Origin of the sequence: Leisingera sp. JC11, from assembly GCF_040704725.1 — a bacterium.
Taxonomy (GTDB): domain Bacteria; phylum Pseudomonadota; class Alphaproteobacteria; order Rhodobacterales; family Rhodobacteraceae; genus Leisingera.
The window spans coordinates 171,605-195,375 of record NZ_JBFCVS010000003.1; the positions used below are offsets into that span (position 1 = coordinate 171,605).

The 23,771-nt window shown below is 64.0% G+C and carries 23 protein-coding genes, 1 tRNA gene and 1 riboswitch; of the genes, 9 read left to right on the forward strand and 15 right to left on the reverse strand.

The genetic code is table 11. The annotated features are described in order from the left end of the window. Nucleotides 1-123 precede the first annotated feature (123 nt). From AB1A62_RS04595 to cysQ, 8 genes are all read right to left on the reverse strand, one after another. Entirely contained in the window at nt 124-1,518 is a 1,395-nt protein-coding gene (locus AB1A62_RS04595) for a sulfotransferase family 2 domain-containing protein (RefSeq protein WP_366660254.1), read from the reverse strand. Nucleotides 1,519-1,566: 48 nt separating this feature from the next. After that, nucleotides 1,567-3,267 (reverse strand): beta-1,6-N-acetylglucosaminyltransferase, encoded by a 1,701-nt coding sequence (locus AB1A62_RS04600; protein WP_366660255.1) that lies wholly within the window; start codon nt 3,265-3,267, stop codon nt 1,567-1,569. Further along, a complete protein-coding gene (locus AB1A62_RS04605) occupies nt 3,264-4,250 on the reverse strand; it encodes a glycosyltransferase family 2 protein (protein WP_366660533.1) in 987 nt (328 codons plus the stop codon). Before AB1A62_RS04605 ends, AB1A62_RS04600 begins: the two co-directional genes overlap by 4 nt. Nucleotides 4,251-4,444: 194 nt before the next feature. Beyond that, entirely contained in the window at nt 4,445-5,485 is a 1,041-nt protein-coding gene (locus AB1A62_RS04610; protein ID WP_366660257.1) for a glycosyltransferase family 2 protein, read from the reverse strand. Between the two features lie 2 nt (nt 5,486-5,487). After that, entirely contained in the window at nt 5,488-6,471 is a 984-nt protein-coding gene (gene galE, locus AB1A62_RS04615) for a UDP-glucose 4-epimerase GalE (protein WP_366660258.1), read from the reverse strand. Between the two features lie 47 nt (nt 6,472-6,518). Next, entirely contained in the window at nt 6,519-7,412 is an 894-nt protein-coding gene (gene galU / locus AB1A62_RS04620; RefSeq protein ID WP_366660260.1) for a UTP--glucose-1-phosphate uridylyltransferase GalU, read from the reverse strand. 177 nt (nt 7,413-7,589) lie between these two features. After that, nucleotides 7,590-8,390: a manno-octulosonate cytidylyltransferase gene (locus tag AB1A62_RS04625; protein WP_366660261.1), complete on the reverse strand. Its 801-nt coding sequence runs from the start codon at nt 8,388-8,390 to the stop codon at nt 7,590-7,592. Beyond that, nucleotides 8,390-9,187: a 3'(2'),5'-bisphosphate nucleotidase CysQ gene (cysQ, locus tag AB1A62_RS04630; protein ID WP_366660263.1), complete on the reverse strand. Its 798-nt coding sequence runs from the start codon at nt 9,185-9,187 to the stop codon at nt 8,390-8,392. Before cysQ ends, AB1A62_RS04625 begins: the two co-directional genes overlap by 1 nt. Before the next feature lie 112 nt (nt 9,188-9,299). On the opposite strand from cysQ, the gene AB1A62_RS04635 reads away from it, so the two are divergent. Next, nucleotides 9,300-10,121, forward strand: a complete 822-nt coding sequence (locus tag AB1A62_RS04635) for an ABC transporter permease (RefSeq protein WP_366660534.1) — start codon at nt 9,300-9,302, stop codon at nt 10,119-10,121. 38 nt (nt 10,122-10,159) lie between these two features. Next, a complete protein-coding gene (locus AB1A62_RS04640) occupies nt 10,160-10,762 on the forward strand; it encodes an SH3 domain-containing protein (protein WP_366660265.1) in 603 nt (200 codons plus the stop codon). 72 nt (nt 10,763-10,834) lie between these two features. Here the strand turns inward: AB1A62_RS04640 and AB1A62_RS04645 are convergent, their stop codons facing one another. Continuing rightward, a complete protein-coding gene (locus AB1A62_RS04645; RefSeq protein WP_366660266.1) occupies nt 10,835-11,437 on the reverse strand; it encodes an alpha-ketoglutarate-dependent dioxygenase AlkB in 603 nt (200 codons plus the stop codon). A 214-nt stretch (nt 11,438-11,651) separates the two neighbouring features. On the opposite strand from AB1A62_RS04645, the gene dnaK reads away from it, so the two are divergent. The 3 genes from dnaK (at nt 11,652) to radC (ending at nt 15,850) form a co-directional block, all read left to right on the forward strand. Continuing rightward, nucleotides 11,652-13,574, forward strand: a complete 1,923-nt coding sequence (gene dnaK, locus AB1A62_RS04650; RefSeq protein WP_366660268.1) for a molecular chaperone DnaK — start codon at nt 11,652-11,654, stop codon at nt 13,572-13,574. 77 nt (nt 13,575-13,651) lie between these two features. Further along, nucleotides 13,652-14,812 (forward strand): molecular chaperone DnaJ, encoded by a 1,161-nt coding sequence (gene dnaJ, locus AB1A62_RS04655; RefSeq protein ID WP_366660270.1) that lies wholly within the window; start codon nt 13,652-13,654, stop codon nt 14,810-14,812. Between the two features lie 273 nt (nt 14,813-15,085). Further along, on the forward strand, nt 15,086-15,850 hold the full coding sequence (radC, locus tag AB1A62_RS04660) for a DNA repair protein RadC (protein ID WP_366660271.1): 765 nt from the start codon (nt 15,086-15,088) through the stop codon (nt 15,848-15,850). 38 nt (nt 15,851-15,888) lie between these two features. On the opposite strand, the gene AB1A62_RS04665 is transcribed toward radC, so the two are convergent. Next, nucleotides 15,889-15,964, reverse strand: a tRNA-Lys gene (locus AB1A62_RS04665). Between the two features lie 187 nt (nt 15,965-16,151). Here AB1A62_RS04665 and dapF point away from each other — a divergent pair. The 3 genes from dapF (at nt 16,152) to AB1A62_RS04680 (ending at nt 18,883) form a co-directional block, all read left to right on the forward strand. Further along, on the forward strand, nt 16,152-16,994 hold the full coding sequence (gene dapF / locus AB1A62_RS04670) for a diaminopimelate epimerase (RefSeq protein WP_366660273.1): 843 nt from the start codon (nt 16,152-16,154) through the stop codon (nt 16,992-16,994). Continuing rightward, a complete protein-coding gene (gene mtaB, locus AB1A62_RS04675) occupies nt 16,991-18,253 on the forward strand; it encodes a tRNA (N(6)-L-threonylcarbamoyladenosine(37)-C(2))-methylthiotransferase MtaB (RefSeq protein ID WP_366660275.1) in 1,263 nt (420 codons plus the stop codon). The genes dapF and mtaB overlap by 4 nt, the downstream gene beginning before the upstream one ends. Before the next feature lie 192 nt (nt 18,254-18,445). Next, entirely contained in the window at nt 18,446-18,883 is a 438-nt protein-coding gene (locus AB1A62_RS04680; RefSeq protein ID WP_366660276.1) for a glyoxalase superfamily protein, read from the forward strand. Between the two features lie 91 nt (nt 18,884-18,974). Here the strand turns inward: AB1A62_RS04680 and AB1A62_RS04685 are convergent, their stop codons facing one another. From AB1A62_RS04685 to AB1A62_RS04700, 4 genes are all read right to left on the reverse strand, one after another. Beyond that, entirely contained in the window at nt 18,975-19,760 is a 786-nt protein-coding gene (locus AB1A62_RS04685) for a cytochrome c1 (RefSeq protein WP_222508580.1), read from the reverse strand. 19 nt (nt 19,761-19,779) lie between these two features. Next, a complete protein-coding gene (petB, locus tag AB1A62_RS04690; RefSeq protein WP_366660277.1) occupies nt 19,780-21,114 on the reverse strand; it encodes a cytochrome b in 1,335 nt (444 codons plus the stop codon). A gap of 12 nt (nt 21,115-21,126) precedes the next feature. Then, nucleotides 21,127-21,687 (reverse strand): ubiquinol-cytochrome c reductase iron-sulfur subunit, encoded by a 561-nt coding sequence (gene petA, locus AB1A62_RS04695; protein WP_366660279.1) that lies wholly within the window; start codon nt 21,685-21,687, stop codon nt 21,127-21,129. A gap of 212 nt (nt 21,688-21,899) precedes the next feature. Next, complete coding sequence (locus AB1A62_RS04700; protein WP_366660280.1) at nt 21,900-22,499, reverse strand: glutathione S-transferase; 600 nt, start codon at nt 22,497-22,499, stop codon at nt 21,900-21,902. A 112-nt stretch (nt 22,500-22,611) separates the two neighbouring features. Here AB1A62_RS04700 and AB1A62_RS04705 point away from each other — a divergent pair, with 112 nt between their 5' ends. Next, complete coding sequence (locus AB1A62_RS04705; protein WP_366660281.1) at nt 22,612-22,908, forward strand: hypothetical protein; 297 nt, start codon at nt 22,612-22,614, stop codon at nt 22,906-22,908. On the opposite strand, the gene AB1A62_RS04710 is transcribed toward AB1A62_RS04705, so the two are convergent. After that, nucleotides 22,887-23,510 (reverse strand): FMN-binding negative transcriptional regulator, encoded by a 624-nt coding sequence (locus AB1A62_RS04710; RefSeq protein ID WP_366660535.1) that lies wholly within the window; start codon nt 23,508-23,510, stop codon nt 22,887-22,889. The genes AB1A62_RS04705 and AB1A62_RS04710 overlap by 22 nt on opposite strands. Before the next feature lie 55 nt (nt 23,511-23,565). Next, nucleotides 23,566-23,714, forward strand: a riboswitch (FMN riboswitch). Nucleotides 23,715-23,771: the final 57 nt, after the last annotated feature.

A 23,771-nucleotide genomic window follows, 5' to 3' on the forward strand; every position in this document is an offset into this window, starting at 1 on the left:
AAACCGGCACCGCCGCTGTTCCAAGCCCGCGCCGCACCCCGTGCGGCGCCCGGCCCAAGGCGTTCAGACCGCTGAACATCCAGCGGGCGCGGGAGCGCTGAGTTTGCAGCGGGAACGGAAGGGTCAGCCCTGCCGCCAGGGCCCGAATCCAAAGGCCAGGTAGTCACGCTGGTAGACTGAGGCGATCAGCGCCCCCAGCTCCGCATCATAGATATCCGCCAGCGCAAAGGGTGTCTCGGGATCCGCTTCCGGCACTGCGCCCGGCTCCATCCGGCCCAGCTTGCGGGCCAGCGCGGGCAAGTCCTCGCCCATTTCATCCTCGCGGATCAGCAGATCCGGCGGGCCAAGCTCGGCAAACCCGGCCAGCGCCTGGCTCTGCGTGGCCCATTCCGCATCCAGCCGGACCGAGGTCTGCCCCGCCAGGCTGGCCCGGACAAACTCCAGAAATCCCGCAAACGCCTCCCGGTGCTGCGCCCGGGAATAGCCCGCATCCGGTCCCTCCTCCGGCAGCGGCAGGCCGAACTGGCGCCGCAGCGTGTTGCGGATCTGACGGTAGCTGCCCTCGCCCGCATTCAGGATCCGGCGGCAGAACACTGCGTGCGCCCGCGCCGCCGGGTGGCGCAGGACGCTAAAGCTGCGGAACCCCTTGTTGCCGCGCTTCCACTGGCGCAGCTGCTTCTGGTTCATCCCCTGGATCAACCCTTCCGGCGCCACACGGTCCAGTCCGGCCATCCATTGCACCACCTCCAACTCCGGCCCGCCCTTCAGCGGCAGATACAGCAGCGGCGTTGCCACCCCGGCCACATAACCCGGCACCGCCGGGCCGCGCCGCGGCTCGAAGTTCGGCGTCCGGGTCAGGTTGAACCGGTCCAGGCCCGCCAGCGCCTCCTGCATCTCGTCCGGGTTGGCCACCTTGGCCAGCACCGGCGCCGGGTTCTGCCGCTTGAGGCTTCCGTCCAGCGCCTCCAGCTGCTGGGAGACGCCCAGCCAGCGGGCCAGCCCGTTCATCACCTCAACGCTCTGCAGATCCTCGTAAGCCACATAAAACGCGGTCTGCCCCAGCGCCTGCAGCCGGTTCAGCAGGGTGATCTGGAAGTCCTGCAAAGCCCCGACATGGGCGGCGAACTCCGCCGCATCAAACCGCGCCTTGGCATCCTTGCGCCGCTTCACATTGGTCAGTTTCCACTGGCCGGTTTCCTTGGCGATTTTCCAGGACACATAGCTGTCGAGCGGATTGCGGGTCAGGATGATCTTGGCGCAGCGCGGATCCTCCAGCATCAGGTCCAGCACCCGCGGGTCATGGTCGTGGAAATAGCGGAAGCCGCCAAGCATGTTCGGTTCCGCCTTGATCTTCTGAATCAGCCGCTCAGGATCCGCTTCCCGCATCGACCTGGTCACCCCCAGGATATCCGTGCTGTTCGGATAGCCGATGAAATGCGGGTTGAAGGCCTCGCCATGGCAGGTCAGCCCGTCAAAGGCATTCAGGTTGGTCTCCAGGAAATTGGAGCCGGTCCGCATTTCTGCAAAGACGGCAAAGTAATCAAAGGAAGAGGAAGACATCAGGGATTATCGCACCAGATAGGGTTTACGCAGCGGCTTGGACGGGCTGGCAGGGCTTTGCCCGGCCGGGAAATCCCCCATCAGATAGGGATGCATGCCCTGGTTCTTCAGATTCTGCAGGAACTGCCCGAAGCCTTCAAGATCCGTCATCCTGGGTGCTTCGCCCAGGTGCCGCGCAGCCAGCGGGCCGATCTCGTCGATGATGGTCTGCAAGGGCTCCATCGGCGCTTCCACAAATTCCGCCATGGTCCAGATCCGCACCCGTGCCTTGGTCCATTGCGAACGCAGGATCTGCAACTGCTCGGCCTCGCGCTGCTGCAGCCTGGCAGCTTCCTGGCGCAGCTCCGCAAAACCGCGGCTGGACTTGAACAGCGGGATCGCCCAGGCGCCGCTGATCACTGAAACCTGGGCATTGTTGTCCCGCGCCACCAGCCAGTTCACGGCCTGATTGTCCCGCGGCCCGAACTGAAAACACTGGCGCTCACCGCGGGTGTTCCAGATCAGGCTGGTCAGAAAGCTCTCCGGGTTATAGTCGCGCACCTTGGCGCTGCCATTCAGGCAGCCGTTCACCTGGCTCTGATTTTCGCAGAACTCAGCCCCCTCCGGCGCAAAGATATGGCCGTGCACCCGGGCGCCGGTTGTGCGGGCCAGCCAGGGTTCGAAATCCTCAAACAGCTCGGTGAAACCCTGCAGCACCGAATAGGGGCTGGCAGTGACCCCGTTCCCGGCCCCATGGCCGGGAAACCGGCTTTGCATGTAGAGGCCCGGCCGCCCGCGGGTGCGCCGCTCCACCGCCTTGGCAAAAATCCTGTCGATCTTGCCGGGGTTCGGCTCGGTCCGTTTCATTGCGCCGGCCGGATCAGCCAGGAAGGCCTGATAGAGCCGCTCCGCATGCGGCCAGATCTTGCGGGCGACAAAGCAGTCGGACCGGCGCAGGAGCTGCAGATGGTCGTCGTAGAAAATATGCGGCTTGCCCTGAAAATCGAACTTGCTCAGCGTCAGGGAGCGGCTCTCGATATTGCTGGAATACAGCCGCACCAAGGTTTGGAAGTAGCTTTCATCCGGGATCCACACTTTGCGGAAATAGGCATCGTAAACCGGACGCTCCGGATCCTGCAGGATCGCCGACAGGGTCTTGCGGGTCAGGCACCACCACTGGCTGCCCATATGCGGCACCAGCCCGGCAGGGATCCGCCGCTTGATGCGCAGCTTGCGCTGCAGGTCCACGTAGCGGTCGAACAGGTAACGGTGCCGCTTCCACGAAAACGGAAAGCGCAGCGTGAAACGCTCGTGGCTGAGGCCGCCGACAATCCAGGGCACATCCGCGGTGGTGGCGCTTTCGATGAAATCGGTATTCGGGCGCACGGCCAGGTAGCCGGCCAGTTCCTGCACCGGCCTCAGCGGCAGGCAGGAGCCCGAGGCCAGATAGACATGGCGCACGTCCGGAAACTCCGCCAGCATCACCTCCGACGCCGATTGCGAGGCGGCGACAATGCCCCAGGTGCCCCATTCGCAGCGGTGGCGGGCGGAAAACCGCACCAGCGGGTTGCCCTCCAGCGACTGGCGGAAGCGGGTGAACCTCTCGCGGCTGACATTGCGGTCCACATGCAGCACCACCGGGCAGCCGCTGGCGGTCCAGTGGCGCACCACCTGGGCCGCCCGCTCCAGCGCCGTATGCACCAGCATGACAACCCCGACCGTGCTCATGCCCAGTTCCCCTTGGACATCAGACCCAGGATCTCAAGCTGGCGCCAGTTGATGTATTTCTCGCTCCACTTGCACCACAGCTCCGGCTGCTCCGCCAGCTTGGCGGCATAGGCCTTGTACTCCGCAGACCCGCCGTAGTGCTGGCCGCGCACCAGCTCCTCCTCGGCCTTGGCGGTGAAGGTATCCAGGAACTTGGTGTGCAGCAGCGCGCCGCTGGCCTTTTCGCCGCCATCGGTTTCATAGACCTGGTTCAGCCCGCGCGGCAGCAGCGCATGGGTGGAGCTGGCAAAGGCGTAGCGGCGGTGCCATTTGACCAGCGGGATCTTGTTCAGCGCCGGCGCTTTCTTGGGCTGATCGGCAAAAAACACCCGCGCCCGCGGGCCGCCCTGGATCCACAGGTTGCCGTACTCGGGGTTGCGGCTGATGGTGTAATTGCCGCTGTCGAACCAATGGGCGATCTCCAGCGGGTTCTGCCCGGCCTGATACGGCACTTCGCTGATCCGGCCCTTGGGATAGACATCCAGCAGCATCGCCGAGAAGCTGCGGATCGCCGAATTGTCCAGCCAGTCGGTCAGCGCCCGGATCGGCCGCGTGTCGCAGAACGGGTAGATAAAGAACTCATCCGGATCGACCACCAGCACCCAGTGGTCATGCGCGTATTTTCGCTTCAGGTAGTTCATCCAGTCGATGCCAAAGCCCGCGCGCTTGTAGCTCGCCGTGGTGTGCCACAACGAGACATCCGCCATCCCGCGCAGATAATCCGCGGTGCCGTCGGTGGAGCCATTGTCCACGAACAGGAAATGGTTGATGCCCATGCCGCGGTAGTACTGCAGGAAATACGGCAGCCGGATCTGCTCGTTGCGCATGGTGCAGACCAGAAGGATATCCCCGGGGCGGATGGCGCGGGTGTTGTCCTGAACGGGCGACAGCTCACCGGATTTGCGCACCGCGCGCACAAGCCGCCGCTTGCGCCGCAACCGCATCCGGTAAGAATCCCAAAGCCCCACGATTACTCCAAACCACTGTCCCAGGAGCGCCCCGCCCGGCCAGTCCGCCAAGGACCTGTTCCGGGCTTCCGCGCAATATGTCACGCGCACAGTCTATTAACAATGGATTTAGAAACAGTTACGCGGGCGTACGGCGCCCCTGCAACAGTCAGCAGGACCTCGCCCCGGCGTCACCAGCCCAGCGGCGTCATCAGCCCCAGTGCCGCCAGCTGCTCCGGGCCGCGGTACCGCACAGACCCGGCATGCCACAAATCCGGTGCTTCGATGATCCGGTCGTAGTAGCCCCCGAACAGCTGCGGCGTGTGAAAATGCTGCTGCCGCTGCTTTTCGGTTGCCGATTTGGAAACAATTTCGGGCAAAAACTTCGTGTGCAGCAGCACCCCGGACGGCGCCGCACCGCCCGGCCCGTCATACAGCCCGTTCAGCCGCCGCGGCAGCAGCGAATGGGTTGAATTGACGTAGGCATAGCGCCGGCTCCAGCGGACCAGCGGCAGCTTGTTCAGCGTCGGCGACCGCTCCGGCTCCTGCGGGAAAAACACGCGCGCACGCACGCCGCCCTGCACCCAAAGATTGCCCATCGGCTGCTGCCGCACCGAGCGGTATGGCCCGGCATCGAACCACTCCAGCACTTCGCACGGATCCTGTCCCGGCACATAGCTCTGCGCCCCCAGCGGTCCCTTGGGATACAGATCCAGCATCAGCGCGCCAAAGCCGTCGCGCCCCTCCTGCTCCAGCCGCTGCGTCAGGGCGCCAAGCCCGTGATCCTCCATGCCGGAATATACCAGCAGCTCATCCGCATCCACGGTCAGGCACCAGCGCCCGTGGCCGTACCGGATCAGCAGCCAGCCCAGCCAATCGAGGCCAAACCGCGTGTCCCGGTAGCTGCCTTCAGTGCGCCACACGGAGACGTCCGGCTGCTCCGCCAGCAGCTCTGCACTGCCGTCATCGCTAGAGTTGTCCACCACCAGGAAATGCGCGGCCCCCAGCCGCCGGTAGTGCTCCAGGAAATAGGGCAGCCGGGTGATCTCGTTGCGCAGAACGGTAAACACCAGAACGCCGTCCCCGGGGATCTGCCGGGTACGATCCGCCAGTTTCTGCATCTGGCGGCGCGCGCGCAGGGCCCGCCACAGCATCCGCCGCCGCTTCCACCGCATCCGGTAGGCCCCAGTGAGGCCTAGCGGCGGCAGATCTGGGGCGGCGGGCCTGGTCATTGTCAGCGCTCGTAGTGGCCTGTCTTGTGCCATTTCCAGGCGTCAGCGATCATGGTTTCCAGGCTGGACCGGCGCGGCTCCCAGCCCAGATCGGTGACCGCGCGGGTGGAGCCCGACACCAGCTTGGTGCAGTCGCCGGCCCTGCGCGGGCCCGTGGTGCAGGGCACTTTCTGCCCGGTCACGGCTTCCGCCTTGTCCATTACCTCGCGCACCGAGAAGCCCGAGCCGGTGCCCAGGTTGAACACTTGGCTGCCGTTGCCGTCTTCCAGCCACTTCAGGCCCAGAACATGCGCATCCACCAGGTCGCAGACATGCACATAATCGCGGATGCAGGTGCCGTCCGGGGTGTCGTAGTCGGTGCCGAAAATGGTCAGCGCATCCCGCTTTCCCGCAACCGCATCCAGCACCAGCGGCACCAGATGGGTCTCAGGGCGGTGAAACTCACCGACTTCTGCCTCAGGGTCGGCACCCGCCACATTGAAGTAGCGGAAGATCACCGAACGCAGACCGTGCGCGGCGCCGAAATCCTTGAGGATATCCTCCACCGCCCGCTTGGACGCGCCATAGGCATTCAGCGGCAGCTGCGGGGTGTTTTCGTCCAGTACCACATTGTCGTGCTCGCCGTAGGTGGCACAGGTCGACGAAAACACGAAGTTCAGGCAACCCGCCGCCACCGCGGCCTCGATCAGGTTCAGCGACCCGCCGGTGTTGTTGGCCCAGTAGCGGCCCGGCTCGCTCATCGCCTCGCCCACCTGGCTGAGGGCAGCGAAGTGCATCACCGCGGCCGGCTGGTATTTGGCAAACACCTCATCCAGCCGCGCGCGGTCGTTCAGGTCGCCCTGCTCAAAGGGGCCGAATTTCACCGCGTCCTGCCAGCCGGTCACCAGGTTGTCATAGGTTATTGGAGTATAACCCGCTGCCTTCAGCGCTTTGCAGGCGTGCGAGCCGATGTATCCGGCACCGCCGGTCACAAGGATATTGGTCACTGTCTCTGCCCCATGCTGGGCCGCCCCCGGGAAGGGCGGCCAGTTGGTCACTGCGCGGCCTTGCCGACCTGCGCAATCTCGGTGATGTAGCTCATAAGGTCATCCCGCAGCTCATCCCGCGCCAGCGCAAAGGCCACGGTGGCCTGCAGGAAACCCGCCTTGGAGCCGCAATCGAACCGCTGCCCGTTGAAACGGTAGCCGTAAACCGGCACGTCCTGGGCAATATCCTCGGCAATCGCATCGGTCAGCTGGATCTCGCCGCCTGCGCCCTGCTTCATTTTGTTGAGGTTCTTCAGAACCGACGGCGCCAGGATATAACGGCCGATCACCGCCAGATTCGACGGCGCCTCTTCGGCTTTCGGCTTTTCCACCATGCCGTTGGCGGAAACCACCTGGCCCATGTCGTCCTTCACGTCGAGCACACCGTAAGACGAGGTCTTTTCCCGCGGGACCTCCATCGCGGCAACCATGTTGCCGCCGGTTTCCTCATAGGCCTCGACCATCTGCTGCAGGCAGGGTTTTTCCGCCGCGATCACGTCATCCGGCAGGATCACCGCAAAGGGCTCATTGGCGATCAGGCGCCGAGCGCACCAGACAGCATGGCCCAGGCCAAGCGCCTTGTGCTGCCGGATATAGGCAATGGCGCCGGATTCCATGTCGGTGCTCTTGAGGATCTCCAGCAGATCATCCTTGCCCTTCTTGCGCAGCTCCTGCTCCAGAACCGGCGAATGATCAAAATAGTCCTCCAGCGCGCCCTTGCCGCGCGAGGTGACGAAGATGAACTCCTTGATCCCGGCGGCACGCGCCTCGTCGATCGCATATTGCACCAGCGGCCGGTCGACCAGGGTCATGATCTCCTTCGGGACGGATTTAGTTGCCGGCAGGAACCGTGTCCCCAATCCGGCTACGGGAAAAATCGCCTTGGTTACTTTTTTACGCATGTTGTTCTCTCTGCACTCAAATTCCGGGCTGGACGCTGACACTGCGCAAAGCGCAGCAAAACTGGCCTGCACTATACCCGGCTATCTCCAAAAAAATGTAAAGCAACTGCCCGCTGCCCCCTGCTGCCGGACTTCGGCAGCACCGCTTTTCTTCTATCACTCATTACCATAATCAACTCACTCGTGACCCATCTTCTTCATCATGGCTTCCAGCCGCGGCACGTCTTCCGGGTTGTTCAGCTCCCAGAATTCGCGCCCGCGCGCCTCCACCTCAACACACAGTACCTTGCGGCCGTTCTCCAGGAAGCGCAGCTGCTCCAGCCCTTCAAGCTGTTCCAGCGGCCCTGTATCCCAATCAGGATACGCTGCCAAGGCGTCAGGGCGGTAGGCATAGACGCCGACATGGTGAAAGACCGGCGTGTTTTCGCCATCCCCATAGGTATGCCCGCAATAGGGCACCACCTCCTTGGAGAAATAGAGCGCACTATGGTCGGCGGCAAATACCGCCGTGGTGCCGCCGACGCGGCCCGCCTTGCGGTCCGCCAGCAGGCTGTTCAGCGTCTCGCCATTGCAGCGCAGCACCGGCGTTGCCAACCCCATGCCGGGCGCCGCCCGGAGCCCCGCCACCAGATCCTCGACGAACCAGTGCGGGGTCAGCGGCGCATCCCCCTGCAAATTCACCACGATCTCATAGCCGCCGCCCAGCGCCGCATGCGCCTCGGCGCAGCGCTCGGTGCCATTGGCGCAGGTCTCCGAGGTCATAACCACCTCGGCCCCGAACGCCTCCGCTGCCTGTTTGATGCGATCGTCATCCGTCGCCACAACCACCCGGTCCACGCCCTGAACCGAGCAGGCCGCCCGCCAGGAGCGCTCCACCAGCGAGCGTTTTTCACCGGTGGCCCCGGTCAGCGGCACCAGCGGCTTGCCAGGGTAACGGGTCGAGGCATAGCGGGCGGGAATGACGATCAGGACAGACATCAGGCTTCCTTCAGCTCCACGGCCGGAGCATAGGCGATAAAGAACGGGTTCGCGTAGCCTTCCTTACCGTATTTCAGCGGGGAATGATCGTCAAAACGCACGACCTTGCCGCCAGCGCCCGCGAGCACCGCATGACCCGCGGCGGTGTCCCACTCCATGGTGCGGCCGACACGCGGGTAGATATCCGCTTCGCCGGTCGCCACCAGGCAGAACTTCAGCGAGGAACCCGCGCTCTTGCTGTCTTTCACGCTGTATTTGTTGATGTAGTCATCAGTGGCCTGATCGCGGTGCGATTTCGATGCCACCACCATCAGCGCGGAATTGTCGCTGTCGGCCACCCGGATCGGGCGGGTCTCGCCGATGGTTTCGGGATCGAAGGCGCCGGTTTCCTCAACCGCGCTGCCATCGGCCAGGGTAAAGAACATCCGCTGCCGCGCCGGCGCATAAACCACGCCGCGGGTCGGCACGCCCTTTTCCACCAGCGCGATGTTGACGGTGAAATCGCCGCGGCGGTGGATGAACTCCTTGGTGCCGTCCAGCGGATCGACGATCAGGAAGGTGTCGCCGCGCTCCTTGTGCGAGGCTGCCTGCTCCTCGGTGACCAGCATCATATCCGGGAAGGCCGCCCGCAGGCCGGCAGAGATCAGCGCATCCGCGGCTTCATCCGCTGCGGTCACCGGGCTGTCATCGGATTTCACCTTCACGTCGAAATCGTCGGAATTGTAGATCTCCATGATCTTCGCACCGGCTTGGATGGCCAGGCGGCGGATCACGGGCACCAGGTCGTCATAGGTCACTTGGATCTCCCCAACACGGGTTTAATTGAAAATTTGCCTCCCGCCCCTTATGATGCGCGGACAGCAGAACGGCAAGCAGCCGCATCAGATAAGGGCAGAGAACACAGGTCTCATGTTTCAGCAGCGCACGCAGCAATCCTGGTTGTCCGGATTTCTCTCCCTGAGCGAAGTGGTGTTCCATTCCGCCGTGCGCAGCGTCCGTTCCAAGCACAACAACGCCTTCATCGCTCTCGGCCTGAACCTGATGCAGACAATTCTGTTCGTGGCTGCCTTCTATGTGATGTTTGCGGTTCTGGGGCTGCGCGGTTCGGCCATCCGCGGCGATTTCCTGCTTTATGTGATGTCCGGCGTTTACCTGTTCATGGTGCACACCAAGACCGTCAGTGCCGTTGCCGGCGCCGAAGGCCCCAGCAGCCCGATGATGCAGCATGCCCCGATGAACACGATGGTGGCCCTGCTGTCTGCCGCCATCGGCGCGCTCTATATACAGGTTCTGTCGCTGATCATCATCCTGTTTGCTTACCACGTTGCCTACACGCCCGTGCATATCGAGGAACCCATTCCCGCCTTCGGCATGGTGCTGCTGGCCTGGATCACCGGGTTCGGCGTGGGGCTTGTCTTCCTGGTGCTGAAGCCCTGGGCGCCCAGTTTTGTCAGCATCCTGATGATGATCTACCAGCGGGCCAACATGATTGCCTCGGGCAAGATGTTCCTGGCCAACACGCTGCCCAGCTTCATGCTGGCGATGTTCGACTGGAACCCACTGTTTCATTGTATAGACCAGGCCCGGGGCTTCGTGTTCATCAACTACAACCCGCATTTCAGCTCCTGGCAATACGCCGCCTGGATTGCGCTGGTGCTGATCGTGATTGGCCTGATGGGTGAGTTTTACACCCGCCGCCATGTCTCCCTCAGCTGGAATGCGCGGCGGTGAGAACGTGCCTTGCAACTGCACTGCTCTGGCTGGCCTCCTTGACCCTGCCGGCCGCGGCACAGGAGTTTCCTGCGCTTCACAGCGTCACCGGTGTTGCGGCGGATGACGTGCTGAACATCCGCAGCGCCCCTGCCGCCAGCGCTGAAATTATCGCCGCTCTGGCGCCGGATCAGACCGGAGTGGAGGTGGTGCAGGCCGACGCCAGCGGCAAATGGGGCCTGGTGAACACCGGCGAGCGCTCAGGCTGGGCCGCCCTGCGGTATCTCGCCCGCGAACCCCGGGACGACTGGCGCAGCCATCAGAGTCAGGCTTTGGAGTGCTTCGGCACCGAACCCTTCTGGGCCCTCACCCTGGATCAGGCGCCAAACCTGAAAACGCTGGACGGGCCGGACATCCCCTTCACGCTGCTGGCGCGCAAGCCGGCAACCGGCCACATCGGCAAATCCGGCTTTCACGCAGTCAGCTGGGCTGACAGCACATTGTCCAGCCCCGAGCCGATGAGCCTCTCCGGAACCCTCACCGCGCAGCACTGCTCCGACGGCATGTCGGACAGAACCTACGGCATATCGATCGACCTGCTGCGGCTGCGCGGCGCAGGCGGGCTGGACGTCCTGACCGGCTGCTGCTCACTTATTCCCTAAGCGTCCGGCCCAAGACTTTTACTCAAAAGTCTTGGCAAAAGTTTTCCGTAAAACTTTTGCGCCCCGCCAGCGTCACGTCACCACCCTGAGCGTCAGGTTGATCCGCCCGCCCTTGGGCAGCAGCCGCGAGGACTTGAACCGGATCCGGTCCACCCCGTGATAGGTCAGCCGCGCCTCGCCGCCCATCACCACCGCATCGCCCGAGCTCAGCCAGACCGATTCCGTCTTGCCGCCGCGGGTCCGGTTGCCGATCCGGAACAACCCGTCATCCCCCAGGGAGATCGACACCACGGGATAGGAGAAATCCGCTTCGTCCTTGTCCTGATGCAGCCCCATCCGCGCACCCTCGCCGTAGTAGTTCAGCAGGCAGCATTCCGGCTGCCGCTCCAGACCGGTCAGCTCCGCCCAGACCGCCAGCACCTCCGCCGGGATCGCAGGCCACGCGCGCCCCGCGGGGTGCGCCTCCGCATAGCGGTAGCCCTTGGCATCCGAATACCAGCCGAACTGCCCGGCCGAGGTCATCCGCACCGACATCTGCCCGCCGCCGGGCACCTTGGGCGAAAACAAGGGCGCCGCCTTCAGCACCGGCCGCAACGCCTCGATCAGCGCCGCCTGCCGGGCCGCATCCAGATACCCCTTATGAACCTCGAATCCGCGCACCCGCAGCAGGGTCATTGCCGTTCATCCATCCTTAACCAAGCCCCTTGCAAAAAAGCGCATTGATTCACGCCTCCGGGCGTGCCTGAGCGCTTGCAGGGCCGTTTTCACGTCCCTATATACGCCGGGACGCGGCAAGGTGCAGACCAAACCGCAAAACAATCGGGGCCGGGATGCCGCAACGGGTTCAGGCCTCGGGTAATCGCCTTGAGTAGTAATAAGGGATCGAAAAATGAGCAAAGTTATCGGCATCGACCTGGGTACCACCAACTCCTGCGTGGCCATCATGGACGGCTCCCAGCCCCGCGTGATCGAAAACGCCGAGGGCGCGCGCACCACCCCGTCGATCGTTGCCTTCACCGACGACGAGCGCCTGGTCGGCCAGCCGGCCAAACGCCAGGCCGTCACCAACCCCGACAACACCGTGTTCGGCGTCAAGCGCCTGATCGGCCGCCGGTTCGACGACCCGGCCGTCGCCAAAGACAAGAAGATGGTGCCGTTCTCCATCGTCAACGGCGGCAACGGCGACGCATGGGTCGAAGCCAAGGGTGAGAAATACTCCCCGTCGCAGATATCCGCCTTCACCCTGGGCAAGATGAAGGAAACCGCGGAATCCTACCTGGGCGAGGAAGTCACCCAGGCGGTGATCACCGTGCCCGCCTACTTCAACGACGCCCAGCGTCAGGCCACCAAAGACGCCGGCAAGATCGCCGGCCTCGAAGTGCTGCGCATCATCAACGAGCCGACCGCGGCTGCGCTGGCCTACGGCCTCGACAAGGAAGACACCCAGACCATCGCCGTCTATGACCTCGGCGGCGGCACCTTCGACGTCACCATCCTGGAAATCGACGACGGCCTGTTCGAAGTGAAGTCGACCAACGGCGACACCTTCCTGGGCGGCGAAGACTTCGACATGCGCATCGTCAACTACCTGGCGGATGAGTTCAAAAAGGAAAACGGCGTCGACCTGTCCAAGGACAAGATGGCCCTGCAGCGCCTGAAAGAGGCCGCTGAAAAAGCCAAGATCGAGCTGTCCTCCACCTCGCAGACCGAGATCAACCAGCCGTTCATCTCGATGGACCCGTCCTCGGGCCAGCCTCTGCACATGGTGATGAAGCTGACCCGCGCCAAGCTGGAAAGCCTGGTCTCCGACCTGATCAAACGTTCGATGGACCCCTGCAAAGCGGCCCTCAAGGACGCAGGCCTGTCCGCTTCCGACGTGGACGAGGTGGTTCTGGTCGGCGGCATGACCCGGATGCCGAAAGTCATCGAAGAGGTCTCCAAGTTCTTTGGCAAGGAGCCGCACAAGGGCGTGAACCCGGATGAAGTGGTTGCCATGGGCGCCGCCATCCAGGCCGGCGTTCTGCAGGGCGACGTCAAGGACGTGGTGCTGCTCGACGTGACCCCGCTGTCGCTGGGCATCGAGACCCTGGGCGGCGTGTTCACCCGCCTGATCGACCGCAACACCACCATCCCGACCAAGAAGTCCCAGGTGTTCTCGACCGCGGAAGACAACCAGAACGCCGTGACCATCCGCGTGTTCCAGGGCGAGCGTGAAATGGCCGCCGACAACAAGATGCTGGGCCAGTTCAACCTCGAGGAAATCCCGCCGGCGCCGCGCGGCATGCCGCAGATCGAAGTGACCTTCGACATCGACGCCAACGGCATCGTGTCGGTCGGCGCCAAGGACAAGGCGACCGGCAAGGAACAGCAGATCACCATCCAGGCCTCCGGCGGCCTGTCCGACGACGACATCGAAAAGATGGTCAAGGACGCCGAAGCCAACGCCGAGGCGGACAAGGAACGCCGCGAGCTGGTGGAAGCCAAGAACCAGGCAGAATCGCTGATCCACTCGACCGAGAAATCGGTGGAAGAGCATGGCGACAAGGTCGACCCGTCCACCATCGAGGTGATCGAGCTGGCCGTGGCCGCGCTGAAGGACGATCTGGAAAACGAGAAATCGACCGCCGAGAAGATCAAATCCGGCATCCAGAACGTGACCGAAGCCGCCATGAAGCTGGGCGAGGCGATCTACAAGGCGCAAGCTGAAGAAGGCGGCGACGACGAACCGGCAGCCGCTGACGAATCCGCAGGCCCCGGCGACGACGACATCGTTGACGCTGAATTCGAAGACCTGGACGACGACAAGCGCTAACGCCTGACCACTCAGGCCAAGGCGGGCCGGTCCGACCCCGGACCGGCCCATTTTCGTTGAGGCAGATGGGGTAACCGATGTCAAAACGTGACTATTACGACGTTCTGGGCGTGGCCAAAGGCGCCAGCGCAGACGAAATCAAAAAAGGCTTCCGCAAGAAAGCCAAGGAACTGCACCCCGACCGGAACAAGGACAATCCGGACGCCGAGGCGCAGTTCAAGGAAGCCAACGAGGCTTATGACGTCCTGAAGGACGCCGACAAGAAGGCGGCCTACGACCGCTTTGGCCATGCCGCCTTTGAAAACGGCATGGGCGGCGGTGGCCCGCGCAGCGGCGGCCAGGGCTTCGGCGGCGGCGATTTCTCCTCCGCCTTCTCCGATGTGTTCGACGACCTGTTCGGCGATTTCATGGGCGGCCAGCGCGGCGGCGCCGGCGGCCGCCAGCGGGCATCGCGCGGCGCCGACCTGCGCTACAACCTGCGCGTCTCGCTCGAGGACGCCTTTGGCGGGTTGCACAAGACCATCAAGGTCCCGGCCTCGGTCTCCTGCACCGCCTGCGAGGGCACCGGCGCCGAAGGCGGCGTCGAGCCCACCACCTGCCCGACCTGCTCCGGCATGGGCAAGGTCCGCGCGCAGCAGGGTTTCTTCACCGTTGAACGCACCTGCCCGACCTGCTCGGGCCTGGGCCAGATCATCAAGAACCCGTGCAAGTCCTGCCACGGCCACGGCCGGGTGGAAAAGGACCGCTCGCTGTCGGTGAACATCCCGGCAGGCGTGGAAACCGGCACCCGCATCCGCCTGGCAGGCGAAGGCGAAGCCGGCCTGCGCGGCGGCCCGCCGGGCGATCTCTACATCTTTGTCGAGGTCTCGCCGCACAAGCTGTTTGAGCGCGACGGCAACAACCTCTACTGCCGGGTGCCGGTCAGCATGGCCAAGGCGGCGCTTGGCGGCTCCATCGAGGTGCCGACCATCGACGGCGGCCGCGGCCGCGTGCAGATCCCCGAGGGCAGCCAGTCCGGCCGCCAGATGCGCCTGCGCGGCAAAGGCATGCCGGCGCTGCGCGGCGGCGCCACCGGCGACATGTTCATCGAACTGGCGGTGGAAACCCCGATGAACCTCACCGCCCGCCAGAAGGAGCTTCTGCGCGAGTTCGAGGACATCTCCGAGGAAAACACCAACCCCGAATCCCGCAGCTTCTTCTCTTCGGTGAAAAGCTTCTGGGATGGCATGAAGGGGTGAACAAGCTCGCCGGAACGCTCCGGGGGAGCGTTTCGCTTGCGAACGGACGGAGCCCCGGCCACCAGCCGCAAACGACACCACAGAAAGCGCCCCCAATCCGGGGCGCTTTTCTTTTGCGCATCCTTTACGCAACCGCCAGCCCATACGCCCCACGCCGCACCGCAGCGGTGCACAGGGGGTGCACGCCTGTCACCCCCCAGCTGCCGCCCTGCCGCCGCCCTCGCACGGCACGCATTAACACTTCCTCAACCATGATGGCGGCACCATGGCGCCATGGCACAGGATCCCGCCTTCGAGGACGTCTCCCTGCCGCTGTTCCCCGGCAGCGAGGAGGCCCCTGCGGCCCCGCTCTCCCCTGGCCGCCTGCCCTCCTACATCAAGGACCACCGCGCCCGCCTGCGCGAGCGTTTCATGGCCGGCGGCGCCGCGGCGATGCCGGATTACGAACTGCTGGAACTGGTCCTGTTCCGCTCCATCCCGCGCCGGGACGTGAAACCGCTGGCGCGCCAACTGCTTGATACCTTTGGGGACTTCAACCGCGTGGTGACCGCTCCCCCGGAACGGCTGGCGCAAGTGAAGGGTATCGGCGACGCGGTCATCACCGACCTCAAGGTGCTGGAGGCCGCCGCCCACCGCATGGCCCGCGCCCGGGTGATGCGGCGCCAGGTGATCTCCGGCTGGGACGCGCTGCTGGACTATTGCCACACCACCATGGCCCACCGCGAAGCCGAACAGTTCCGCATCCTCTTCCTGGACCGCAAGAACGTCCTGATCGCCGACGAGGAACAGGCCCGCGGCACCGTCGACCACGTCCCGGTCTACCCCCGCGAGGTCGCCAAACGCGCCCTGGAACTCAACGCCAGCGCCTTGATTATAGTGCATAATCACCCGTCCGGAGACCCCACCCCGTCGGACAGCGATATCGGCATGACGGACCAGATCCGGGCCGCCCTCAGCGCCTTGGGAATCACCCTGCACGACCATCTGATTATCGGAAAATCCGCCGAACTCAGCTTCCGCGCCCAGGGCTACCTGTAGCGGTTTCGCGTCTCATCATCAGCGGTTTTGGGAGGAAGTGGTGAGCCGTGCAGGATTCGAACCTGCGACCCACTGATTAAAAGTCAGTTGCTCTACCAACTGAGCTAACGGCCCACTTCTTCGTCGCGGTCTAAGTGTTTTTCCCAGAAGGTTCAAGCACTTATTTCGCTTTGGTCCGGCGCGGCGGTGTGTGTCACGCTGTCCCGATAGGCGGCGTATCTAGGGCCAGTGCGGCGGGGGGTCAACCCCTTTTTTCAACTTTTCTCACCGAAGGCTGGATTCATCTCCGCGCCGGGTCTATATGCCCGCCATGAGCACCTCGGCAGACATAAAAATCCCCTTCATGAAGATGCACGGGCTGGGCAACGACTTTGTTGTTGTCGACGCGCGCGCGCAGGACATTGCCATCACCCCGGCGATGGCCAAGGGAATCGCCCACCGCCAGTTCGGCGTCGGCTTTGATCAGCTGACGGTGATCTCGAACGGCAAGGGCGACGCGCATCTGACCTTCTACAATGCCGACGGCTCCACCTCTGCAGCTTGCGGCAATGCCACCCGCTGCATTGCCCGCCACCTGATCTTGGAAACCGGAAAATCCGAACTGCACCTGACCACCGACCGCGGCGACCTCTATGCCCGCGACGCCGGCAACGGGCTCACCTCCGTCAACATGGGCGCGCCGCAGCTGGACTGGCAGGACATTCCCTTGGCCGAGGAAACGGACACGCTGGAGCTGCCGATCGAGGGCGGCCCCACTGCCACCGGAATGGGCAACCCTCACTGCACCTTCTTTGTCGAGGACGCAGAGGTCATTCCGCTGGAAGAATTCGGCCAGCGTTATGAGCACCACCCGCTGTACCCGCAGCGAACCAACGTGCAGGTTGCCCAGGTGACCGGGCCCGACCGCATCCGCATGCGCGTGTGGGAGCGCGGTGTGGGCGTGACACTGGCCTCCGGCTCCTCCTCCTGCGCTACGGCCGTTGCAGCCGCACGGCGCGGGCTGACGGGCCGCAAGGTGCAGATCGATCTGGACGGCGGCACCCTGTGGATCGACTGGGCCGAGGACGGCGTCTGGATGACCGGCCCGACCATGCATGTGTTCGACGGCACCTTCACCCGCGAATTCCTGGAGAGCCTGGCATGAGCGTGCCCAAGTTCACCACCCTGGGCTGCCGCCTGAACGCCTATGAGACCGAGGCGATGAAGGAGCTGAGTCAGCAGGCGGGCCTGGAGAACGCCGTGGTGGTCAACACCTGCGCGGTGACAGCCGAGGCCGTGCGCAAGGCGCGCCAAGAGATCCGCAAGCTGCGCCGCGAAAACCCGGAGGCACCGATCATCGTCACCGGCTGCGCGGCCCAGACGGAGCCGGAAACCTTCGCCGCGATGGAAGAGGTCACCCGCGTCATCGGCAACACTGAAAAGATGCAGCCGGAGACCTGGCAGCAGATCGCCAAGGGGCCGGATTTCATCGGCACCACGGAAAAGGTCCAGGTCGACGACATCATGTCGGTGACGGAGACCGCAGGCCACCTGATCGACGGTTTCGGCACCCGCAGCCGCGCCTATGTGCAGGTCCAGAACGGCTGCGACCACCGCTGCACCTTCTGCATCATTCCTTACGGCCGCGGCAACTCCCGCTCGGTCCCTGCCGGCGTGGTGATCGACCAGATCAAGCGGCTGGTGGACAGGGGCTACAACGAGGTGGTTCTGACCGGTGTGGACCTGACCTCCTGGGGCGCCGATCTGCCCGCACAGCCCCGCCTGGGCGACCTGGTGATGCGGATCCTGAAACTGGTGCCGGACCTGCCGCGGCTGCGCATCTCCTCCATAGATTCGATCGAGGCGGACGAGAACCTGATGCAGGCGATCGCCACCGAGCCGCGGCTGATGCCGCATCTGCACTTGTCGCTGCAGCACGGCGACGACCTGATTCTGAAACGCATGGCCCGGCGCCACCTGCGCGACGACGCAATCGCGTTTTGCGAGGAGGCCCGCCGCCTGCGCCCCGAAATGACCTTCGGCGCCGACATCATCGCGGGCTTCCCGACCGAATCCGACGCCCATTTCGAGAACTCGCTGAAGCTGGTCACCGACTGCGATCTGACCTGGCTGCATGTCTTCCCTTATTCCAAGCGCGAGGGCACCCCGGCTGCAAAGATCCCGAACCAGGTGAACGGCAACGTGATCAAGGAGCGCGCCGCCCGCCTGCGCGCGGCCGGCGATGCCCAGGTTGAACGCCACCTGGCAGAGCAGATCGGCAAGACCCACCGCATCCTGATGGAAAACCCGCATATGGGCCGCACCGAGCAGTTCACAGAGGTGACCTTTGCTGCGCCACAGGACGAAGGCCGGATCGTAACTGCTGCTATCACCGGTGTGGCAGGCAGCCAGCTGGTGGCTTGAGCCTGCGAGGAATTGCTTTCCTCGCCTTTAGCCGCTAATTCTCACAGCAAGGTCCCGGATACCTGCCGCTCGCGGCCTCAGGCCATGGTGAAATCCGGACAAGGTATATCCTGACGCCTGGGTGCACGCCCGGACAGCAATGCGAGCCCTGTCTGCAACGGCATTTGCACCCTTTTCGCGAAAGGTACATCCATGCAGACAAACTCTGTCCTTCCAAGCGTGCCGCAGCTCAAGGCCGAGGCGCGGCTGCTGCGCAAGCATTCCAAGGCTCAGGGCCTGCCCATCAGCCACAGCACGGCCCTGGAGCGTATCGCCCAGTATTACGGTTTCCGCGACTGGAACACGCTGCACGCCCGTGCCTCCAACGCGCCGGAATTGCAGGTGGGGATGCGGGTCGAGGGGCGCTATCTGGGCCAGCCCTTCACAGGCTATGTGCACGGGCTGGCCGCCTGCGGCAGCAATGGCCACCGGCGGATCACGTTGCAGTTCGATACGCCGGTGGACGTGGTCCAGTTCGACAGCTTCTCGTCCTGGCGCCACCGGGTGTCCGCGGTCATCAACGCGGACGACCGCTCGCCGCAGAAGACCTCCAACGGCCTGCCGCATCTGACCGTCAGCCCGCTGGCGTAGGTTGCCGGGCCGCGCCCTCATGCAACGAAAAACCCCCGCAAGAAGCTCTTGCGGGGGTTTCTTGTTTCAGCGCTGTGTCAGCCGCCAGGGATCAGTGCTTGCCCTTGTGCGGCGCCCACAGGCGCTTGTTGGTCAGGTACAGCATCACCGACAGCAGGGTCAGGAACAGCACGCCGACAAAACCGGCCTGCTTGCGGGCCATCATCTTGGGCTCCGCGGTCCACATCAGGAAGGCCGCGACGTCCTGCGACATGGCTTCCACGTCGTTGGCGTGACCGTCGGCAAATTCCACCTGCTCATCCGACAGCGGCGGCGCCATCGAGATCCAGCCGCCCGGGAAGGCGGTGTTCTCATAGAAGGTGGTGCCTGCTTCTTCCTTGGTCTCACCGGTGTAGCCGGCCAGCAGCGAGGCGATGTATTCGGCACCGCCCATGCCTTTGAACAGCTGGTTCAGACCCAGGCCGTAGGGGCCGTGGAAGCCCGCGCGCGCCTTGGCCATCATGCTGAGGTCCGGGGCGCCGGCGTTGTTGTTCTCCGGGAAGTGGTCGACCGGCTTGGCCGGGCGGTCCTCATCCAGTTCCGGATCGTAGACGCTGAAGTTGTCAGCCGCGTAGGCGCGCACCTGATCTTCCGGCATCTGCGGGCCGCCCTCGTCGGACAGGGTGCGGATCGGCACCAGCTTCAGCCCGTGGCAGGCTGCGCAGACTTCGGTGTAGATCTGCAGGCCGCGCTGCAGCTGGTTGCGGTCGTAGGTGCCGAAGGGACCCTCAAAGGAGAAGTCGTAATCTTCGACATGGCCCGCCCCGCCTGCTGCGTAAGACGCAGCAGGGATCATGGCCAGAGCGAAGGCGGCACCGGTTGCCAGTTTCTTGAACATTGCTAGGTGTTCCTTCTTCTTACTCGGCAGGAGTGGCGTCTGCAGAAGACTTCTTGCCGTAGTGGGCGTCGAAATCCTCTTCGATGGTGGCAGGCTGAGCCAGCGGCTTCTCGATCACGCCCAGCAGCGGCAGGATCACGAAGAAGTAGCCGAACCAGTAGGCCGATGCGATCAGCGAGAACGATGCATAGGGCTCTTCCGCCGGCATCGCACCCAGCCACATCAGGGCAAAGAAGTCGACGATCAGCAGCGCGAACCACCATTTGAACATCGGACGGTAACGGCCCGAACGCACGTTGGAGGTGTCCAGCCAGGGCGCCAGCGCCATGGCCAGGATCGCGCCGAACATGGCGATCACGCCGAAGAACTTCGCGTCGATGATGCCGCCGGTGATGAAGGAGGCGAACTGCACCACCCAGACCTCGGAGGTGAAGGCGCGCAGGATCGCGTAGAACGGCAGGAAGTACCATTCCGGAACGATGTGCGCGGGCGTCACCAGCGGGTTAGCTTCGATGTAGTTGTCCGGGTGGCCCAGGTAGTTCGGCATGAAGCCGACGATGGCCCAGAAGATCACCAGCACAACGGCCAGGCCCAGGAAGTCCTTGATCACGAAGTACGGCCAGAACGGCAGGGTGTCTTTCTTGGCTTCTTCCTTGGAGCCGCGGCGCACGTCAACACCGGTGGGGTTGTTGTTGCCGGTGGTGTGGAAGGCCCAGATGTGCACGATCACCAGCGCTGCGATCACGAAAGGCAGCAGGTAGTGCAGCGAGAAGAAGCGGTTCAGGGTGGCGTTGTCCACCGCCGGTCCGCCCAGCAGCCAGGTCTGGATCGCTTCGCCGATGAACGGGATCGCGCCGAACAGGCCGGTGATCACGGTTGCACCCCAGAAGGACATCTGGCCCCAGGGCAGCACGTAGCCCATGAAAGCGGTGCCCATCATCAGCAGGTAGATCAGCATGCCGACGATCCAGGTGATCTCGCGGGGCGCCTTGTAGGAGCCGTAGTACAGGCCGCGGAAGATGTGGATGTAGACGGCAACAAAGAACAGCGAGGCGCCGTTCATGTGCAGGTAGCGCAGCATGTGGCCGCCGTTCACGTTGCGCATGATATGCTCAACGGATGCAAAGGCCATGTCGACATGCGGGGTGTAGTGCATCACCAGGACGATGCCGGTGACGATTTGCAGCGCCAGGCAGAAGGCCAGGACAATGCCCCAGATCCACCACCAGTTCAGGTTCTTGGGGGTGGGGATCATGATGGTGTCATAGATCAGGCCGACGATGGGCAGGCGGCTGTGCAGCCACTTCTCTGCGCCTGTCTTCGGCTCGTAATGGTCGTGCGGAATACCGGACATGAGCGCGTTTCCTTATCCCAGCTTGATGGTGTTGGCGTCGGTGAACTCAGCCACCGGCACGTGCAGGTTCTCCGGCGCCGGGCCTTTGCGGATGCGGCCTGCGGTGTCGTAGTGCGAGCCGTGGCAGGGGCAGAACCAGCCGTTGAACTCGCCGGCGCCGTCGCCCAGCGGCACACAGCCCAGGTGGGTGCAGACACCCATCATCACCAGCCATTCGCCGGCGTCGTCCATGGTGCGGTTGGCGTCCGCTGCGTCGGTGCCCGGCTTGTTCGGGTTTTCCGACCGCGGGTCGATCAGCTCGGACAGCTCCACGGCACGGGCCTCGTCGATCTCTTCCTGGGTGCGGCGGCGGATGAACACCGGCTTGCCCAGGAACATGACCGAGATCTGCGTGCCAACTTCCACGCCGCTGACATCGACCAGGATCGAGGACAGCGCTTTCACGTCGGCGGAGGGGTTCATCTGGTTGACCAGGGGCCATACGGCGGCACCCGCGGTCACTGCCCCGGCGCCGGCAGTGGCGTAGTAGAGGAAATCTCTCCGGGTTCCTTCGTGGTCTTCTGCGTGGGACACGAGGTTTTCTCCAATTCCAGCGCCCGTTTAGGGCAAACATGCGCATGCACCGCGATTGCTCGCAGTGACTCAGGCGCGTGTCTAGCGGGGAGAGAGCCGTTCGTCCAGCGGTCATGGGCGCGCAGAAAGCCGCAGACGGCAATTCTGTCACGCCTGTGTGACAGTGCCGCACCCATATCGGCGCGGCACATGCAGGTTTCAAGGGGCCGCGCTCAGGCCGCGGGCGGTTTTGTCGCCTGCATCGCGGGGCGCGATTCGAATTCGGCAAACCAGTCTGCCAGCGCCTCGTTGCCCTGGCGCCAGTTTGTTTCCGGGTGCCGGAAGTCCACATAGGCCAGCGCACAGGCCACTGCGATCTGGCCGATGTCCAGCGGCCCCTGCAGATGGCTCATCCAGCGGGCATTGAGCGCCGCGCAGCCGCCCAGCACCTTGCTGCGCTGTGCGTCCAGCCAGCTGTCCCACTGTTTTTCCTCGGGACGCAGCCGTTTTTCGTAGGACATCAGCACCGCCGCATCCATGATCCCGTCGGCGGTGGCCTCCAGCACCATGCTGTCCCAGCCGCCATACAGCCTGCCGCCCGCGCGCTCATCCAAATAAGCGCAGATCACCCGGCTGTCATAGAGCGTTGGCCCGTCGTTGCGCTCCAGCGCCGGGATCTTGGCCAGCGGGTTGCTGGATTTCACATCCGGGCTGGGGTTCAGGGGGGTGGTGGTTACGTCCAGAATCTCGACATCGTCCACCTGCCCGGTTTCATGCAGCAGCACCACAACCTTGCGGGCAAAGGGGGACGCTTGGGAATAAGTGAGCCTCATGGGAAATCCTCTCCTGTTTGGCCGCAGCCTACTGCAAGCCGGGCTGAGGGGAAGGGGCAATCATCGCATGTGGTATGCTGACCGCCTGTAAACAGTGTCAGGAGGGACGCCAATGATCATGCGGATATTCCAGGTTGTGATCCGGCCCGGCAAGGAAGCCGAGTTCAGCAGGTTCTTTCATGAAACCGCGATTCCGCTGATGAAGGGCACAGACGGCATCGTTTCGGTGCTGCCCGGCGCACCGCGAGCCGAAACCCCGCGGGAGTTCAGCTTTGTGATGGTGTGGAAGGATCTGGCCTCGCTCAAGGCGTTTGTAGGCGAGGATTACACCAGCCCGCATATCGACCCGGCCGAGGCCGAACTGGTCGAGTCGCGCACCATCAAGCACTACGACCTGGTTGAGTCCTGACGCATCAGCGCCGCCAGTTCCCCCAGCTCCGCGCCTATACCGCCGGCAATCATCTCTGCGGCTCCGGCGCGCGCGGAATCCGTTTTGTTCTGGCTCAGCTTCCAGGTGCCATCGACGCCCGTGATCCGCATCCGGGCGGGCACGATCATCCGCATCATCCGGGCCAGCGCCCCGGCATCCATCTTGCCGGTGGTCCAGGGCGGCTTCGGGGCCAGCCGCGCCTCGTAAAACGCCGCCTGCCGGTCCAGCAGATCGCGCAGTTCCTCATCCGGGCGCAGCTCCAGTTCCCCGGTCAGATGCACCGCGACATAATTCCAGGTCGGCACCTGGTCCGGCACCCCGTACCAGTCCGGCGAGACATAGCCGTCGGGGCCGGTCACCGCGAGCTTCGCCTGCCGCATCGCCCTCAGCGCCCGCACGATGGGATTGGAGCGCACCAGATGCAGGTCCGCCCATTTCCCGTCCTGCGATATCAGGAACGGCACATGGCTGATCAGCGGTGCCTCCTCCGCGGACACAGCCAGCACGCCAAAGGCGCGTTCCCGTGCAAACGCGAGGTTCTGCGCGGTATCAGCGTCGTGAAAAACCGGATTGGGGTGCATGGCAGTCTCCTTCATCGACACTCTTGAAAATCTGCCCGCCTGTTGGCAAGGTCCGTTTCGTTCTCAGGGCGGGGCGGAATTCCCCACCGGCGGTAAGCGGGCCCATCCCGTAAGCCCGCGAGCGGCTTCCGGATTTCGGAAGTGTCAGCAGATCTGGTGCGACTCCAGAGCCGACGGTCACAGTCCGGATGGAAGAGAACGTGCAGAAGGGCGGCGCCAGGCGTGCGCCCGTCTGCTCGTGATCGCCTTGGGTGACGTGTC

What these genes read in the sequence shown, in the direction of transcription:
- AB1A62_RS04625 (WP_366660261.1), bottom strand. Translation starts at nt 8,390, where the DNA reads ATGTCTGTCCTGATCGTCATTCCCGCCCGCTATGCCTCGACCCGTTAC.
- dapF (WP_366660273.1), top strand. Translation starts at nt 16,152, where the DNA reads ATGCCCGCCATGAGCACCTCGGCAGACATAAAAATCCCCTTCATGAAG.
- AB1A62_RS04680 (WP_366660276.1), top strand. Translation starts at nt 18,446, where the DNA reads ATGCAGACAAACTCTGTCCTTCCAAGCGTGCCGCAGCTCAAGGCCGAG.
- galU (WP_366660260.1), bottom strand. Translation starts at nt 7,412, where the DNA reads ATGCGTAAAAAAGTAACCAAGGCGATTTTTCCCGTAGCCGGATTGGGG.
- AB1A62_RS04610 (WP_366660257.1), bottom strand. Translation starts at nt 5,485, where the DNA reads ATGACCAGGCCCGCCGCCCCAGATCTGCCGCCGCTAGGCCTCACTGGG.
- mtaB (WP_366660275.1), top strand. Translation starts at nt 16,991, where the DNA reads ATGAGCGTGCCCAAGTTCACCACCCTGGGCTGCCGCCTGAACGCCTAT.
- AB1A62_RS04595 (WP_366660254.1), bottom strand. Translation starts at nt 1,518, where the DNA reads ATGCGGACCGGCTCCAATTTCCTGGAGACCAACCTGAATGCCTTTGAC.
- AB1A62_RS04645 (WP_366660266.1), bottom strand. Translation starts at nt 11,437, where the DNA reads ATGACCCTGCTGCGGGTGCGCGGATTCGAGGTTCATAAGGGGTATCTG.
- petB (WP_366660277.1), bottom strand. Translation starts at nt 21,114, where the DNA reads ATGTCCGGTATTCCGCACGACCATTACGAGCCGAAGACAGGCGCAGAG.
- radC (WP_366660271.1), top strand. Translation starts at nt 15,086, where the DNA reads ATGGCACAGGATCCCGCCTTCGAGGACGTCTCCCTGCCGCTGTTCCCC.
- AB1A62_RS04600 (WP_366660255.1), bottom strand. Translation starts at nt 3,267, where the DNA reads ATGAGCACGGTCGGGGTTGTCATGCTGGTGCATACGGCGCTGGAGCGG.
- dnaK (WP_366660268.1), top strand. Translation starts at nt 11,652, where the DNA reads ATGAGCAAAGTTATCGGCATCGACCTGGGTACCACCAACTCCTGCGTG.
- AB1A62_RS04710 (WP_366660535.1), bottom strand. Translation starts at nt 23,510, where the DNA reads ATGCACCCCAATCCGGTTTTTCACGACGCTGATACCGCGCAGAACCTC.
- AB1A62_RS04635 (WP_366660534.1), top strand. Translation starts at nt 9,300, where the DNA reads ATGTTTCAGCAGCGCACGCAGCAATCCTGGTTGTCCGGATTTCTCTCC.
- AB1A62_RS04705 (WP_366660281.1), top strand. Translation starts at nt 22,612, where the DNA reads ATGATCATGCGGATATTCCAGGTTGTGATCCGGCCCGGCAAGGAAGCC.
- AB1A62_RS04605 (WP_366660533.1), bottom strand. Translation starts at nt 4,250, where the DNA reads ATGCGGTTGCGGCGCAAGCGGCGGCTTGTGCGCGCGGTGCGCAAATCC.
- AB1A62_RS04700 (WP_366660280.1), bottom strand. Translation starts at nt 22,499, where the DNA reads ATGAGGCTCACTTATTCCCAAGCGTCCCCCTTTGCCCGCAAGGTTGTG.
- AB1A62_RS04685 (WP_222508580.1), bottom strand. Translation starts at nt 19,760, where the DNA reads ATGTTCAAGAAACTGGCAACCGGTGCCGCCTTCGCTCTGGCCATGATC.
- dnaJ (WP_366660270.1), top strand. Translation starts at nt 13,652, where the DNA reads ATGTCAAAACGTGACTATTACGACGTTCTGGGCGTGGCCAAAGGCGCC.